The organism is Gimesia aquarii, from assembly GCF_007748175.1.
Lineage (GTDB): Bacteria > Planctomycetota > Planctomycetia > Planctomycetales > Planctomycetaceae > Gimesia > Gimesia aquarii_A.
This window is the reverse complement of sequence record NZ_CP037422.1, coordinates 4729264-4745924: the sequence shown is the minus strand read 5'-3', so window position 1 is coordinate 4745924 and position 16661 is coordinate 4729264. Positions and strand designations below refer to the sequence as shown.

The window sequence follows — 16661 nt, the reverse complement described above, 5'->3', positions numbered from 1 at the left end:
TATTAGATACAGCCCCTTTGGATCCCGTTCGCCCCTCGTTTTCTTATTTTAAATCGCTTGCATGTCCTCATCGGGCTCAACATCTAGAACACCTTTAACAGACTTCAGTTTGTCTCGGTTTTCTTTCGAAACTTCTCCTGTAATAATCCCACTCGTACACAATACATTGTCGACCTTCATCCCCTCCGAGCGAAGTTTGTCGGCCACTGATTGAATTGAGGAAACATCTGAGTCTGCGACAGTAATTATGACTTTTTCCACTGACATAAAACGCTCCATTTTTAAGTTAGAAAAGATAGCCGCTGTTCCGTAACCAAGATTTTAACAGAATCAGCGGCTAGCAAGTCCAGAGAGCTTTCGTCAAATCACATTTTTTAGGTGAAAAGCAATGATTAACAAAAATTACAATATCGCGCAATTATACTGGTGCCTGAACTAAGCCTGATCCAACGTCAGCCGTTGGCAGGTTCAGAGGGCTAGCTTGTGAAACCAAAAGTTGCCATAGCTGTGCACCACAGGCTTGATATGCTTCAGAATAGAGTGCAGCAATGCCTGAGACGTGAGGCGTAGCCATGCTAGTACCAGAAATAGCATGGTACCTAGGTGGCCAAGATCTGCCGAAATCAGATGGCTGAATATTCGATGGAAACGGATCAGGAACGGATGAATAAATATTAACTCCTGGTGCCGCTATATCAACACTTGAACCAGAAGATGCTCCCGATTTACATGAAAAAGAGGCAAGTCCTAGTCGATTATTGACTGCCGCCACAGCCATAATCGAACTGCTGTTTGCCGGTTGTCCCACTGTACCAGGGAAAGATCCATCACTGTTTCCTATCATCCTGTGGTTGCCAGCAGCGGCAATGATCAGGCTCCCGTTTAGCAGGGCTCGCCGACCAATTGCTTCATAAGCAGTTGAAGGTGTTGGCACACGATTTCCCAATGACATCGAAATCACCTGACACCCATTGTTAATAGCCCACTCCATTCCAGCAAAGATACCAGCAGAACGACCACTCCCCGCATTACTAAGGACTTTGCCGACAAAGATTTCTGCATCTCCAGCAACTCCGTATCGCCGCCCATTTAAATCCTTACGTCCGCATGCTGTTCCGATACAGTGTGTACCATGCCCATTGTTATCCTGGACAGTTTCACCAGAAATAAAGGACTTCTGGGTGATACTCCGTCCTCGAAAATCAGGATGCACCGGATCCACATCCATCCCGGTATCTAAGACAGCCACTTTGATACCTTTACCAGTGTACCGAGAAGCTAGAACCTGAGTCGCTTTCAGCCCCCATGTTGATTGCATATCGTCTTCGAAAGCAATGGCCACTTCAATTTTCTCTACATCTTCATCTGCAAAGCCAACCGCATGATCGTAGAACGCGTTAACCCCGTCCCGGTACCCATTTAAGTAACGTAAATATGATTCATTGAGATCATCGTCTTCTGAAAGTGCATAATATATTCGTTCTGGTTCTACATCCATAATCGCTCCATCACTACCCGCTACGCTCATTGCATTGTCAAGCGCATCGTCCTCAAGTGTTACAACCGCAACTCCAAGCATCGGAAACATTGCCCCTCCAGCATTTTCAATTTCGTCTATATCAAGTGCAGATTTGGAATAGTCCGCTGCGTTTGGTAGCATTTTTGAGACACCGCACTTAGTGCTCAATAGAGACATCCCTTCAGATTCAGACTCGTCACGAAACGTTACAATATGTCGGCCAGTAGTTTCTTGAGCACCATCTGGAATCGAAAAAGTTGGTTTGTCAGTCATGATATAGTTCTCCTGAAAATAAGCGATTAATTGACGATAGACGTGTAAGAAGGCTCTAAGAGAGCGCACTGTAATGTTACGATTCGAATTGGATAACGCAGCCTATTAACAACGCTCTACCCAACCGGGCAGTAAAGCGCAAAATGTGAAGACTGGTATTTAGCATCTGTGTGCATAAGTTTTGCGAAGAATGCTTTTGATGTTAAATTGCTTTGTAGTTCATTTAATTTATCGCGGATGTCATCGCAAATGGTCGAGAAGTTCTCGACGGTTGACCAGACCTGTTTTGCCCAAGGACCATTAGGCGACGCGGATGGTACCTCAGAAATATCTTCATTCTAAAATATGAACGCACGTGCGAGGTCATGACGTGCATCTGCCGCAGCAGTCTTAGCTCCAAGGGCAGCATAATGTCCCAAGCCGTCCATTTTATCCTCGAGTTGGGAAAGCACGGAGGGTGCTTGATGCGCGGACACTTTATCGTATTGCCATGCCATGATGTCGTATCTTTCTGTTTTAGAGAAGATAACCTTGTTCTACATGGAAACCGCGAATTAAATATCTAACTGATCACAAAACAAGAAGTTATTGATAATATTGATGAGAAAATGGAGCCTGGCTTTTTTGTATCTGTCGCTGTTCATGCCATATTCAAGCGAGTTTCACAAAATTTCTTTTCGTGCGTTTTGTGTCGTTCGTGGTGAAGATTTTCAAGAGATCAGCTCGTCGCAATAAACTGCTCTGCTACCGTTCTATTCAGGTCATATCTCCCAGCCATTACTCCCCTGCTCTAATAACACCTGCTTTATTTTCATCTCTGCGTTATCGAGTGATATCAGATAGAATCGTTTCGAACGGGTTTTGTATCACCTCTGTAGGGAGAGAGTCTGCTCTCTTCACACTACGGGTTTTATTTGACGCTTTTGGAAAAGAAGTCTACGGTGTGGTGTTTCGTTTTTCGTAATTTGGATCTGCTTTCTGGTTGGGGGAAGGTTTGTTGGTTGAGATTTGACTATCTTTGTAAATGGCGCAGGTTGGTCAAGTTTGACTTATGCGCCTTAATGTCTCGGAGTTGGTACTTTCGTGACCAGTGGATCGCTGAATTATGCTCTGCCAGAGTCAAATTGAGTACAAAAAGTAGTGAAAATTGGAAACCGGTTTCTAGCTTGCCAACGAAATTCTTGCTCAAACGAGCGGGTTTTATAGTGATAACATCAGCAGGAGAATATAAATTCAGCATCCAGAAATTTTTCACTCGCGCGCGCGACGCAGAAGTGAGTAATTTCGTCAGAGGCGCGGCGGTGTCAAGTTGAAAATAAGTACTGAAAATGGGGAAGGAGATTTCACCTGATATGACTTCAAACTGAAAGGCCATTTGAGATTAGCCCCTGTCCTGATATCACGATGAGCGCGGCTGGTTGTGAAATTTTTGAGAATTCGTTCAATGAAATCCTTTCTGGGATCAGAAGAGTGGGGATGTTCAGCAACATCTGTTTGGTATAGAATAGCCATGAGTGTCTTTTGTAATCTTAAACGATTGGTAGTTGATTGTGCTGTTACGGCTGTTTCTTTTATTCACGATCATTCCTTTGGCAGAACTCTGGCTGCTATTGTGGTTCAGTTCGCTGACCAGTCCTACCGTTACGTTTGGATTGGTAGTCGTGACGGGAATTCTGGGTGCCTGGCTGGCGCGGAAGCAGGGTTCGCAGGCGTGGAAGAAAATCCAACAGAATATGGTACAAGGACAACCTCCAACGGGAGTGCTACTGGATGGGTTGATGATTTTGATTGCTGGCGCGTTTTTAATCACTCCCGGGATTATGACTGATCTGGTGGGATTCAGTCTTTTGATTCCCGCATTTCGAGAATTACTGAAAGTCAGAGTGGGTGAATGGGTGAAACACCGGGCGATGATGCAGGTTCAGGCTCAATCCAGTTTTCAGTCTGGTAGCGGAGGATTTCAGGACTTTACACAGCCGGGGCCTTCCGTAAAAGAAGAGGATATAATTGACGTCGAATTCGTTCGTAAAGAATCTTCAGAATCAGATTGAAGGCGCTTTTCAATTGCATCGGGTGTGGCGGCTCTTATAATCAGAATAGCAGGGGAAACGCCCCTTGCTACTTAACTTCCTTTAGTTATTACCCTTTGATTCTGCGTTTATTGTTACCGCAGATCGACTCCTGTTTTCCTTCCTGCTTCATTATTCTTCAACTCAGGAATCAGCAATGGCTGCGATAAAAATACGATCTCTGTTCTCCGCTTTCACCTGCGTTGCCACCTTGATTTCAACAGCCATGGTTGCCTCTGCCGAAGAACCATACTGGAATCAGTTTCGCGGGCCTCACGCAGATGGAACTTCGAAGGCGACTGGACTGCCTGTGAAGTGGAGTGAGAAAGAAAATATCGTCTGGAAAACACCCATTCATGGTCGCGCCTGGTCATCACCGGTCGTTTGGAAAGATCAAGTCTGGGTAACAACAGCGACAAAAGATGGTAAAGAATTGGGCGTTGTCTGCGTTGATATGAACAGTGGCAAGATTCTCCACGACAAAAAAATCTTTGATGTCGAGAAGCCACAATACATTGACCCCAGCAATTCACATGCTTCAAGCACACCAGTGATTGAAGAGGGTCGGATCTATGTGCATTACGGTGCTTATGGAACCGCGTGTCTGGATACCAAAACAGGGGATGTTCTCTGGTCACGTCGGGATTATCCCTGCAATCACTGGCGGGGTGCGGGATCATCGCCGATCATTTACAAGAATCTGCTTATCTTGCAATTTGATGGTTATGACTATCAGTATGTCGTTGCACTCGACAAGAAAACGGGGAAGGAAGTCTGGAAAAAAGATCGCGACATCGATTACAAAACCAAGAACGGCGACTTCAAAAAAGCGTTCGCGACGCCTCGGGTTATTGAGCATGAAGGGCGCGTGCAGTTAATCAGTCCGGCGGCAAAAGCAACGGTCTCCTACAACCCACTCACGGGAGACGAGTATTGGAAGTTTTATTACCCACAACATTCGGCTGCGAATCGTCCGCTGTATGACGGCGAAAAGATTTACATTGGTACCGGGTTTGGTAAAGCGCATTTATACGCCGTCAGTCCGAGTGGTAAAGGTGATGTGACCGAATCGCATGTGAAATGGATCGAGCAAAAAGGAATCCCTTCAAAACCTTCCCAGCTCTTAATCGACGGGATGCTGTTTATGGTGGATGATAAAGGGATCGCTTCTTGTCTGGATGCGAAGACCGGAAAACTGATCTGGAAAGAACGGATGGCACGGAGTGCCTTTTCAGCTTCACCCATTTATGCCGATGGTAAAATTTATATGGCCGACAAGACAGGCTTAACGCGCGTCATCAAACCTTCGAAGAAATATGAAGAACTGGCGGCGAACAAATTGGATGATGGCTGCATCTCTTCACTGGCAGTGGCCGGGAAGTCGATTATTCTGCGAACACCGACTCACTTGTATCGGATTGAAAATAAAAAACCGTAGTCTGCCTGAAGGGTGGCCGCGTATCCGATTTATTTATCGGTCGCGGTGACAGCGAACTCCAGTCGGGCGGCGGTCTCATCGCCGACCATAATCTTACCTGTAAAAAAGTAGGCTGCCCCTAAACGTTCCTTTAAGTTCACATGGATGTCCAACGTTTCCCCTGGCTTCACCATGCGTCGAAACTTGGTGTTATTCAAGCGGGTTGCCACGGGAACTTTATCGCCGGTTTCAACACCCAATTTTGCGATAAACACAGCAGATGCCTGCATAGCCGCTTCACAAAGAAAAACACCTGGCAGAATCGGGTTGTCAGGATAATGACCTTGAAAGAAATCAGAATCGGGAGAAACTAATTTCCGGGCATGAATTCCGTTTTCTTCCAGCGAGACGATTTCATCCAGCCATAAAAAAGGTTCGCGGTGAGGAATGCAGGCTTTGATATCATCCAGATTCACGAGATCGTTCCGTTTCTTTTATCTTGAAATTGGTTTAGCACTGAAAGTGAATCAGATACGAGCGGCCGCAGGCGTCAAAAATTTATCAACATCATTGCTGACGATCACGCCGTAATTGACTGCTCCCAACCACCCCGACATGATAATGCCGACGGAGCCGGCGTGATACAAGCCTTCAATCTGCTCGGGCAGTTCTTTGCTGATTTTCAGCCCTTCGAATTTTGTACCGAAGGAAGCACCCTGAAGATGCTGTGTATAGCGTTGGAAGGTACGCGGGGTGGATGCTTCGAGATGGTCCACCCGATCCCGAATGTTGGGCACGTATTGTTCGAGACAATCAAGAGTGGTTTCAATCAGATGCGCTTTATCGGTTTCGTATTGCTCTTCAGGCAGGTCGGCCCAGTCTCGGAAGTTAGCATTCGTAGAAGAGACGATAAGAGAACGATCGCTTCCTGGCCGTGTCTCCGGATAATAGAACGAGAATGTCCGGCTGCTGACATCTTTACTGAGCATGGCTTTAATATCAAAACCATTGTGTTCTGAATGGAAGAGAAGATCACCACAGAAATCAAGTTCATCTCCCGGCTTCAAAGCGATGTAAACCTGAGTGCTGCTGTTGTTGAGCCGAACGGCTTTGGCTTCCTCAACGAATTCCTGATCGAAGTGTTCTTCGCCGACGAGATTCAGAATCGTACCTTTGATATTGGAGTTCGACATGATGGCTTTACAACCAATACGCCGTCCGTTAACGACAACACCGGTCACTCTGCGATCGGGCGTAACTTCGATTTTCTCGACCTGAGTCCGAATTCGCACGTCGACACCGTTGTGTTCCATCTCGGCTTTAATCAGTTTGACAAGTCGGTCAGTCCCACCACGAAAGGTGTAAACACCTTTCTGCATGAAATTGGAAAACACAATTCCATAGGTAATGGCGGGGTCTTCCAGTGTCGATCCGTTGGCGTAGGAAATGGGTTCCATCAGCAGACGCACAACGTCGTCTCGACCGGGGAAGAATTCCTCGAATAGTTCGCGAGTGGTTTTGCCCTGGTCATCAAAGAAGTTCATCTTACGGGCCGTATCGAAAAAGTTTTTGACTGTTTCCGATTCGATGCCGAATTTTTCGATCAGCAATCGCGTAAAGTCTTCGCGAGTAAAAGTGGTCTCCAAAGAAAACTGCGGGTTTTCAAACCGAACCCCTCTCAAGGGAACGATCGAATCAGCGATTTCCTGTGTCCAATATTTACGGCAACTCTTGAGCATTCCATAGGGGAAGCCGTGCAGGGAGATATCAAAAATATGACCGTTCTGGCGTTTGAACCAGGTCGCCATCCCACCGAGTTGGTAATGATGCTCCAAAAGTAGTACGGAATATCCTTGTCGAGCCAGAATGTTGGCAGACGTCATCCCCGCCAAACCACTGCCGATGACAATGACATCATATTCGTCTTTTGCGTCTTTCAAAAAATCTTTGGGCATAATTACTCAGCGTCGTATCCAGTTCAGCAGATTAGAAAAGAAGGGATAGCGAGACCTCACATATCCTGCATGTACTCTATCACAATGCTTCTCTTGTTTATCGAAATTTCAAGACTTTGTCTACTAAACCGGAGCAATTCAGGATGCTGTGACAAAAGTGTGACAATTCAACAAGTAGTAGCGGAAAAATGTGTCTCTTTTCTCAGATGATGATTCAAGAGTACAGCATCTTTCTCGACCGCCAAAACGTTCATTTCGGGTTGAGTAAATGGAGATTCGCGATGCTGATTCCAGAGAGCATGGAACCAATAATTCCCAGAAACCCCTGATCAGTACCACACAGGAATAAATTATTGAACGGCGTTGTGCCGTCCAGTATTTTCTGAGGTGCCCCATAAACACAACCATTAATGTGACCGGTGAATTTTTTGATGGTCCGCGGAGTGAAGGTATCGATGTCGGTCACATTAGGGCGGAAATCAGGGATGAACCTCAGTGATGACTTCAGAATCTGGTCATACCAATGTTCTTTCTCCGCGATGTATTTTTCCTCAGGCAGACTCATCCAATAATCGGGATTTGCCAGAGCTGTGATCCGGATCGATCCCTCTTCCAATGGCTGATTGTATTCAAAGTTATTGGGAGAGCAGATGATGCCACTGCGGATGTCGACCGGTTCTTTTGACTGCTCATAGTAGAAGTCTTCTGAGTCATTATAGAACACGATCGTTTCGTCGTGTCCCAGTTCGGCTGGTTGCCGATCGAGAACGGAAATTGTTTCAACAAACGAAATTTCACCGGGAGTAAATCGATCATCTTGAGGCACGTCTGAGCCGCACATTTCTAATGTTTCCGCGGAACCGGCTGAAGAAAGCACATTGTTTGCTTCGAGGACCTGACCATCATCGAGCATGACACCTGAAATATGATTTCCATCCGTCAGAAGTTGCTTCACACCGGCCCGTAGTTTGAGTTCGCCTCCCAAAGATTTAAACTTTTTTACCAGGTTTTTGAGAATCAGTCGAATCCCTTTATAAGGACGGGCAAATCCTTCCTGATAAATACTGCGAAACATAATGACGAACTGGTTGAAATCCATATCGTGTTCGGAAGGGCTCCCATAAAACATGAGCGGGCAAAGCAGCATATTGATCAGGAGTGGATCAGAAATGTGAGCCGCCATGCGTTCACGGGCAGAGATCCAGGTTTGTCCCAGATCACCGATATTGTGTGTGTCGATCTCCGTAACCAGATTACGAAAGCCATCAATCTGCTGCGGAAACTGTTCGGCGATTTGTGCTTCAAAATAATCGAATTGATTGTTAAAGCGTAGTGTATGTCCTGGGAAAACAACCGAGGAACCGCATTGTGGGCTTAAGTCGAAATCTTCCCATTGAAAACGAAGCTGCCTGAGAATTTTATTGAGTGGTCCTCGCTTACCACCAGGAGGGGAGTAGTTGGTGACGGCGTGCAGACCCACATCGTGATTTCGACCTCGCAGGCGATAAAATGAGTTCAGCCCACCAATCGTGGTGTGCCTTTCAAGAATGCACACCTGCTTCCCATAATAGGCCAGCCGGATTCCAGCAGCCAACCCGGAGAGGCCAGCACCAATGATGATTGAATCATAACTCATGGCGGAGGGAATTTACTGGAATCAGACGGTGCTTTCCGCATCCTTCAGGATTGGAGTCAGGTAAGTCACTGTGCTATCCATTGTTACCAACTCACCATAATCTTCTTCGGGAATCTGGACACGATAAAGTTTACGCAACTCCATCACGATATCCAGAAAATCCATGCTGTCTAATTCCATTTGATCACGAAAAGGAACACTATCATCAAGCTCCGAAAGATCCTCATCGGGAGCAATTCGCGCTAAGATATCCAAGATTACCGATCTGATTTGTTCCGGCGCCATGCAGAAACTCCAAACTTTCTAAAAATCCTGTAACATCGATTTCAATCAGCTCATCCCATGTTGTTCGCTGCAAAAACCGGTGAGGGGCAGTCTCTTATACCAGACAAACAAAATCCCCGTCAGAAGCCGAGAATTAAAAACCCGCCCCTTATAGAGGAATACTATAGCGCGATCTATGCGATTTAAACCAACTGAACCCTGAAGAAAGTCGAGATTTTCAGAAAATCTTTCAGACAGCGTCATAGATTTCGACCAGGAAATCACTTGATGAACAGAAAACGAGCTAAGATCAATGTTTTCAATAAGATCTGGCACGTGATCAAGTCAGTCAGTGTACTTTTTGATAATCAGGACCGAATTGATTCCCAGCATGCCAAAAGAGTTGTTCAGAATGCATTCGACTCGCTCCATCTGACGTGGCTGATTGGGAACAAGTTGGGGTAATTCACATTCCGGATCAACTTCATCCAGATTCAATGTTGCGTGGGCAATCCCGTCATCAAATGCAGGAAGATTCCCCAACATTTCTAGAGCACCAGCGGCTCCCATCGCATGGCCGATAAAGCTTTTCGTATTGTTGATGGCAAGATCAGGGCAGTCAGCAAATACGTTCGCCAGTGCTTTGGCCTCTTCTATATCTCCCTGAGTCGTCGCCGTGGCATGACTGCTGACAATATCAATATCAGAAGGTTGCAAGCCAGCACGATTGAGAGCCAGATGGATACATTCTGCCTGTCGAGAAGAATTAGGAAGTACAAAATCACTGGCATCGGAATTCATAGCATAACCTACGATTTCCCCGTAAATTGTAGCACCGCGAGCCAGTGCATCAGGAAGACGCTCTAACGTACACACTGCTCCCCCTTCTGCAACCACAATCCCGTTTCGGTTCACATCAAAGGGGCGGCAGGCTTTGACTGGGTCATCGTGAGTGGCAAGCGCCCCCTGACTCTGAAAGCTGGCAAAAATGCCGAATGTGTGAATGCTCTCCGAAACACCACCGCATAACGCCAGGTCAACTTCGTTCAAGCGCAGCATCTGCACGCCTTGAATAAAGCCTGCATTCCCGGCAGCACAAGCGGCCCCCAAGGTCAGGTGTGGCCCCGTGATTCCTAAATTCAGTGTCACCTCACCTGCGGGATTATTAGCAACTGTTCTGGGATTGTGATGATGAGACCAGACCTTAGTATCGTAATCAAACTGAGAAATTTCGTAGACTTCGTTTTCCGTCTCGACATTTCCGTGTTCAGTAATTCCGAGATAGACGCCTACACGATCTCGGGCCACATTTTCCCAATCGAGTTTGGATTGATTCACCGCCTCATTCGCACAGTAAATGGCAATCGATCCTGCGCGTGTTCCCCGACGGACTTCTTTTCGCTTTTGATATCTTAATTCATCAAAATCGCAGACACCGGCGAGAACGTCTCCCATATAGCGAATGTTGTAATCAACAACACCGGAACGGCCTTCCAACAAACTTTGCCGAAATTCTCCTAAATTGTTGCCATTCGGAGCCGTCAAGCCAATTCCTGTAATGACGATTCGGCTTTGAGCATCCATTGATTCCTGCATGGATTTATACCACTCTGATCGATTTAGTAATGCGGTGAAGATTCGAAGACCGCTCGACCGGTCTAGACGAGCTGGGGAATTGTTAAATAATAACTCAAGGAGATTACCCGTTCTACAATAAACTCGCAAGTGGCGCAGCAAGTCAGATTTGTGAATCCAGATAGAATAGCCGACAGTCTCGAGAAACGATCTGTATAGTCATTTAAGTGAATATCAAACTAAGATAATTAGCTCCCCTTTCGTCGAAAAGCGGATAAAATAGTAACGATACATTTGAACGATCAATCCAGAAATTTATCGCTTGATTTTAGTCTGATCCTTGCTGCCTGAGAGAAAAAGTTGATTTTGAGACCTAAACCATAACCTTCATTAATTCAGGAACTTACATCAGGTTTTGAATGCCGTTTCAAAGGATTTATCTAGTTTAAGTTGCTAACCCCCGTCCAATTTTGAAATCTGCGTACGATTATTATTATGAACCGCTCATCAGAAATACATCAAAACACAGAAACAGGCTCAGGCTCGATTCCGAATGAGCAGTTTGTTTCATTACTGGCCAGGCACCATAGTCTGATTCGTGGTTTCATCGGGACCTTACTGCCCCACCAAACTGATGCCGAGGATGTGTTTCAGCAAACATGTCTCGTTTTGTGGCGAAAATGGTCCACCTTTGATTCAGAACAGAGTTTTTCCGCATGGGCTTGTGGAATTGCTTTTTATGAAGTGAAAAATTTTCAGCGGGTCCAAAGTCGCGATCGACATCATTTTTCTGAGGAAGTCCTTTCGCTCATTGCGGAACAACAAACAAGTTCACTCTCTGAAACAGATCAACAAAAGCAGGCACTCAATGACTGCATCAAAAAACTCGATCGTGAAAATCAGCAACTCATTCTGGATTGTTACCACGGACAACGCACGATAAAAGATGTTGCCGAACAATTAGGTCGCTCTAGTGATGCCCTTTATAAGAAATTATCTCGCTTGCGACTTCGACTCATGGACTGTATGCAGCAGTCACTTCATTCACCGGAGGCCGGCACATGAAGCAAAATGATTCCTACAAAGATCGTTTAATCCAGCTCATTGATGCACTCCTGCAAGGAAACATCAGCCAGGATGCACATTCTGAACTGGAACAACTGCTTTTAGAAGATCCAAAACAACGTCAGTCTTATTTAGATTACATGCGAGTTCATTCAGGTCTGTCAGTCTGGGCGACCGAGACGAAGGAATCTGACGATTGGATTCCACATCCGACACATACTGTGCCGCAAACCAGATTGGGAACGCCCCGTTTTCTGCTATTACTGGCCTCTTCACTTGTCGCAGCCACACTTTTGTTGTCTCTGGCTTACTATGCCGGCTGGAATACGCGTCCCAATAGTGACCCATTAATGGCAGATTCCCCCAAAACCGCATCCGAAGTTGAAACGAACTCACCCAAAACAGATCATATTGCGCTTTTAACGCAAGCAGTTGGCGTCGAATGGGACACTCCCCGCAATCTACAAACCGGCGCTGGCCTCTCTGCAGGCTGGTTGAAGCTGAAAAAAGGAACGATTCAGGTCGAGTTGATCAGCGGTGCCTCTGTCCTGATTGAAGGTCCTGCTGCATTTGAGTTAATTTCCCCATTGAAAACGTTCTGCAAATATGGAAAAGTCCGAGCTTCCGTTCCCGAACAGGCTCAAGGGTTTACAATTGAAACATCAAAATTGAATGTCGTTGATCTGGGTACGGAATTCACTCTGTCTCTTGAACCATCAGGGGATGGGCAGGTTCAGGTTATCGATGGTATGGTGGAATTACATCCGTCCAATCAAAGAAAAACTCCTTCCAAAATTCAAAGCTTAAAAACAGGGGAAGGTGTCCAGTTTGACCAAGAGGGGATTACGAACCGTTTAAATGAAGACATGTTACCGTTAATCAATCTGGAAGAGTTGTCGCATCTGGCAGAACAACAGCAGCAACAACAATTTTCCCGTTGGCAAAATCAGAATCAGAGCCTGAAAACAGATCCGTCACTGATTGCTTATTACGACTTTGAAGAGACTTCAAACTGGTTAAGAACGCTCAGCAATAAAATTCAAAACAATAAATCTTCAGTCGACGGAGCAATTGTGGGCTGTCAATGGACTTCGGGGCGCTGGCCTCAAAAACGCGCCCTGGAATTCAAGCGCACCAGTGACCGTGTTCGCCTACATGTTCCCGGAGAGTATCAATCTCTCACATTCATGGCATGGGTTCGAATTGAAGGCTTTGATCGTTGGCTAAGTTCGCTCATGCTGACCGATGGTTACAATCCCGGTAATCCGCACTGGCAATTAAGCGATCAAGGCGAGATCATCCTGGGAATCAAGGAAGGGGGGGGGAAGAATTATTTCTCACCCGTAGTTTTAAAACCAACCGATCTAGGCCGCTGGATTTTTCTGGTGACCGTTTATGATCATCAGAAAAAAGAAGTAATTCACTATCTGGATGGCTTACCCGTAAGTCATCATCGACTTGAAAACCCGATTCCTCTGGTGATCGGTCCTGCGGAAATCGGAAATTGGCGACCGAAAGAACACACTGGCGAACATAGCATTCGAAGTTTAAATGGCCGTCTGGATGAATTTGCGTTATTCGGACGTGCTTTATCTGCTAAGAATATTTTAAAGCTATATCACTCTGGAAAACCGAATTCCTGATTGATTTCTCCACCGGTTTATTGTGACATAGAAACTAAAGACAATCACTCCCTGAACTCTCACCTGATTTTAATTCAAGACGACGAGGCATTGATGCGAAACATTTTCATCGCGCTCATACTATTGTTCGGAATCGTTTGGCCCGCTTTTCTTTCCGCAGCTGAAAAGAAAGAAACACTGTCTCCCGACCATGCCCGACGCATGCAACAGGGCCTTGAACTCTTCAAAAAAGAAGTACGACCGTTACTGGTCGCCAAGTGTCTGAAATGTCATGGCGGGAAATCAGTTAAGGGCGACTTCAATCTAGCGACCCGTAAACATCTTCTAGAAAGCGGAATGATCGAAAAGAGTGCCAAAGAGAGTTACTTGATGGCACTGGTCGAACACCGCGAAGAACCATATATGCCTTTAAAGGAAAAAAAACTGTCAGAGAAAGAAATTGCCAGTCTGTCAAAATGGATTGATCTGGGTGCTCCCTATGACAAACCGCTGGCAACTTCCAGTAAATCTGGCTCTGAAAAGTTGGTCATTACCGACGATGACCGGAATTTCTGGTCGTTTCAACCGTTGAGTACTCCCGCAATTCCAAAAACGAAACAGAGCAACCGCAGTCGAAATGAAATAGACCAATTCATTCTAGCTAAACAGAAAGAACAGGGACTGACGCTTAACGAGGAAGTCAGCAAACGTGTTTATATCCGTCGTGCTTTTTTTGATCTGATTGGTCTCCCCCCTACTCCGGCTGAAGTCGAAGAGTTTCTGGCGGACAATTCCCCCAAAGCACATGAAAACCTCATCGACCGGCTGCTTGACAGTCCCCATTATGGCGAACGCTGGGCTCGCCATTGGCTGGATATCGCCCGCTTTGCAGAGAGCCATGGCTTTGAACATGATTATGACCGGAACTTTGCGTATCACTATCGAGACTTTGTGATCAAAGCCTTGAATCAGGATATGCCCTACGATCAGTTTGTTAAATGGCAGTTGGCCGGTGATGAGATGGCTCCTGACAATCCACTCGCATTAATGGCGACCGGATTTTTAGGTGCAGGAGTCTTTCCGACTCAGATCACAGCCAATGAAGTCGAACGCACCCGCTATGACGCTTTGGACGATATGCTCAACACAACCAGTCAGGCAATGCTTGGCTTGAGTGTCGGATGTGCCCGCTGTCACGATCATAAATTCGACCCGATCACCAGCGACGATTACTATCAATTGCTTTCCACATTCACCACCACAGTTCGCACCGAAATCGAACTGGATCTCGATCCCAAAACATATCAGACACAGAAACAAAAATTTGATATTGCTCATGCTCCATTAGTGCAAGCCTTAAAGGAGTATGAATCAAAGCAGATCAATGCAGGTTTTGAAAACTGGTTGAAACAGGGAAAGATTGATGCGGCACAATTTGATGAATGGATTTTACCAGAAGTAGTGAGCCACACATCAAAAGGCAAAGCTCGTTTTGAGAAACTGGACGACGGTTCGATTCTCGTCAGTGGTCCCAATATCAATCAGGATCATTTTACATTTACACTCCGTACGAATGTGAGACCTGTCCGATCCATTCGACTCGAAGCATTAACACATCGATCGTTACCACGACAGGGGCCTGGGCGTGCTGTAAACGGAAATTTCTCATTGACGGCATTCAAAGTCAAAGCCAAGACGGTCTCAGATAAAAAAGCAAAAGCGAAAAATATCAAACTGACCAATGCGCGTGCCACTCACGAACAGAACAAAACGACGCTCTCAGCGAAGAGCGCCATTGACGGACAATATGGATCTGGCTGGGCCGTCGATTTGGGAGGCATCGGAAAAGATCAGGCGATTGTGTTCGACCTGGAAGAGCCAATTGATTGGGAAGGCGAGACAGAACTCACTGTGACAATGTCTTTCACGAATAATGTGAACCACAGCATCGGGCACCCTCGATTCTCACTCACCAGTTCCTCTTCACCAGAAGTTAAAACGGGAACCAGTAGCTCTGAACATCTGATGAAAGCCGTTAAACTTGTTAAAGCGGGAAAACTGGACCAGTTGACTCCAAAACAAAAGGGGATTCTGAAACGCTGGTTTAGTGAGCAAGACGCACAATGGGCCACACTCGCCGACAAAGTGAAACAGCATCTGAAAACAGAACCACAACCGGCACTGACAAAAGTGATGATCTGTAGTGAGGGTCCAAAGATTAAACCCGTTCGCCATCATTCACAAGGTAAAGACTTCTTTGAGGAAACATACTATCTCACACGTGGCGATACCGCACAAAAAGGAGCAGTCGCGAAGCAGAGCTTCCTGCAAGTTCTGATGCGATCTCCTGACCAGGAAAAAGAGTGGATTGTTGCCCCTCCCAAAACCGCCAGCACTTCGTATCGTCGAACGTCTCTGGCTAACTGGATCACTGATACAAATCAGGGGGCAGGTGCTTTATTGGCTCGTGTGATGGTGAATCGAATCTGGCAACACCACTTTGGTAGTGGAATTGTTTCTTCCCCCAACGATTTTGGTCTCCAGGGAGACCGGCCCACACATCCTGAATTACTTGAATATCTGGCCAACCAACTCATACATCACCATTGGCGTCTGAAGCCTTTGCACAAAAAAATCATGCTCAGTGCAACATATCGACAGTCGACCAGTTTCGATCCAGAAAAGTCAAAAGTTGATCCGGAAAATCAACTGTATTGGCGTCGTTCTCCTCAGAGACTGGAGGGTGAAGCGATACGCGATTCCATTCTCTGTATCGGAAATCGACTCGACAAAACCATGTATGGACCGGGGACTCTACAACAAAACAATCAACGCCGTAGTATCTATTTCAAGATCAAACGCAGCAAGTTAATTCCCATGATGCAACTGTTTGATGCTCCTGAAGCACTGGTCAGCATTGGACAGCGTCCCAGCACTACGATCGCACCACAGGCACTTTTATTCATGAATGCAAAGTTCATTCGCGAAAGTGCGCAATCGTTTGCCAAACGAATCCACGCAGCCAATCCGGCTTCCCTCGAAAAAGCAGTCGAGAGCGCCTATCAAATCGCGCTGGGAAGAGAACCATCAAAAAATGAAGCAGCAGTTTCGCTGGACTTCATTCAACAACATAAAAAATCATATGAGTCAGAAAAAAAACCGCAGGCGACGCTTCTGGCACTGACCGATTTCACACATGCGTTACTAAGCACAAATGAATTTATCTATCCGAATTGATCGATAGCATTTAAATAAAATCAGGACGG

The 16661-nt window shown here is 46.0% G+C and carries 14 protein-coding genes; 5 read left to right on the top strand and 9 right to left on the bottom strand.

Features of this window, described 5'->3' with window-relative positions:
* Nucleotides 1-48 precede the first annotated feature (48 nt).
* The 4 genes from V202x_RS18100 to V202x_RS18090 all read right to left on the bottom strand — a co-directional run bounded on the left by V202x_RS18100 (nucleotide 49) and on the right by V202x_RS18090 (nucleotide 3167).
* On the bottom strand, nucleotides 49-267 hold the full coding sequence (locus V202x_RS18100; RefSeq protein WP_145177937.1) for a hypothetical protein: 219 nt from the start codon (nucleotides 265-267) through the stop codon (nucleotides 49-51).
* A gap of 151 nt (nucleotides 268-418) precedes the next feature.
* Nucleotides 419-1792: a S8 family serine peptidase gene (locus V202x_RS18095; RefSeq protein ID WP_145177935.1), complete on the bottom strand. Its 1374-nt coding sequence runs from the start codon at nucleotides 1790-1792 to the stop codon at nucleotides 419-421.
* A gap of 338 nt (nucleotides 1793-2130) precedes the next feature.
* A complete protein-coding gene (locus V202x_RS27570) occupies nucleotides 2131-2268 on the bottom strand; it encodes a hypothetical protein (RefSeq protein WP_197992947.1) in 138 nt (45 codons plus the stop codon).
* Between the two features lie 536 nt (nucleotides 2269-2804).
* Nucleotides 2805-3167 carry a hypothetical protein gene (locus tag V202x_RS18090; protein ID WP_145177933.1) on the bottom strand — a complete coding sequence of 121 codons (363 nt, stop codon included), beginning with the start codon at nucleotides 3165-3167 and terminating at the stop codon, nucleotides 2805-2807.
* A gap of 175 nt (nucleotides 3168-3342) precedes the next feature.
* Between V202x_RS18090 and V202x_RS18085 the strand changes: the two genes are divergently transcribed.
* Together V202x_RS18085 and V202x_RS18080 are read left to right on the top strand one after the other, a co-directional pair.
* Nucleotides 3343-3843, top strand: coding sequence for an FxsA family protein (locus V202x_RS18085; protein ID WP_197992946.1), 501 nt, complete (start codon nucleotides 3343-3345; stop codon nucleotides 3841-3843).
* 175 nt (nucleotides 3844-4018) lie between these two features.
* Nucleotides 4019-5299 carry a PQQ-binding-like beta-propeller repeat protein gene (locus tag V202x_RS18080; RefSeq protein WP_145177929.1) on the top strand — a complete coding sequence of 427 codons (1281 nt, stop codon included), beginning with the start codon at nucleotides 4019-4021 and terminating at the stop codon, nucleotides 5297-5299.
* 29 nt (nucleotides 5300-5328) lie between these two features.
* Here the strand turns inward: V202x_RS18080 and V202x_RS18075 are convergent, their stop codons facing one another.
* The 5 genes from V202x_RS18075 to V202x_RS18055 form a co-directional block, all read right to left on the bottom strand.
* Nucleotides 5329-5754: a 3-hydroxyacyl-ACP dehydratase FabZ family protein gene (locus V202x_RS18075; RefSeq protein WP_145177927.1), complete on the bottom strand. Its 426-nt coding sequence runs from the start codon at nucleotides 5752-5754 to the stop codon at nucleotides 5329-5331.
* A 51-nt stretch (nucleotides 5755-5805) separates the two neighbouring features.
* On the bottom strand, nucleotides 5806-7233 hold the full coding sequence (locus tag V202x_RS18070; protein ID WP_145177925.1) for a phytoene desaturase family protein: 1428 nt from the start codon (nucleotides 7231-7233) through the stop codon (nucleotides 5806-5808).
* A 250-nt stretch (nucleotides 7234-7483) separates the two neighbouring features.
* Nucleotides 7484-8869: a phytoene desaturase family protein gene (locus tag V202x_RS18065; protein WP_145177923.1), complete on the bottom strand. Its 1386-nt coding sequence runs from the start codon at nucleotides 8867-8869 to the stop codon at nucleotides 7484-7486.
* Nucleotides 8870-8890: 21 nt separating this feature from the next.
* Nucleotides 8891-9154 (bottom strand): acyl carrier protein, encoded by a 264-nt coding sequence (locus V202x_RS18060; protein WP_144985184.1) that lies wholly within the window; start codon nucleotides 9152-9154, stop codon nucleotides 8891-8893.
* A gap of 324 nt (nucleotides 9155-9478) precedes the next feature.
* Complete coding sequence (locus V202x_RS18055; protein ID WP_145177921.1) at nucleotides 9479-10729, bottom strand: beta-ketoacyl-[acyl-carrier-protein] synthase family protein; 1251 nt, start codon at nucleotides 10727-10729, stop codon at nucleotides 9479-9481.
* 474 nt (nucleotides 10730-11203) lie between these two features.
* Between V202x_RS18055 and V202x_RS18050 the strand changes: the two genes are divergently transcribed.
* The 3 genes from V202x_RS18050 to V202x_RS18040 all read left to right on the top strand — a co-directional run bounded on the left by V202x_RS18050 (nucleotide 11204) and on the right by V202x_RS18040 (nucleotide 16632).
* Nucleotides 11204-11773, top strand: a complete 570-nt coding sequence (locus V202x_RS18050) for a sigma-70 family RNA polymerase sigma factor (RefSeq protein ID WP_145177919.1) — start codon at nucleotides 11204-11206, stop codon at nucleotides 11771-11773.
* Complete coding sequence (locus V202x_RS18045; protein WP_145177917.1) at nucleotides 11770-13416, top strand: LamG-like jellyroll fold domain-containing protein; 1647 nt, start codon at nucleotides 11770-11772, stop codon at nucleotides 13414-13416. The genes V202x_RS18050 and V202x_RS18045 overlap by 4 nt, the downstream gene beginning before the upstream one ends.
* A gap of 93 nt (nucleotides 13417-13509) precedes the next feature.
* Complete coding sequence (locus V202x_RS18040) at nucleotides 13510-16632, top strand: DUF1549 and DUF1553 domain-containing protein (protein WP_145177915.1); 3123 nt, start codon at nucleotides 13510-13512, stop codon at nucleotides 16630-16632.
* The last annotated feature ends 29 nt before the right edge of the window (nucleotides 16633-16661 follow it).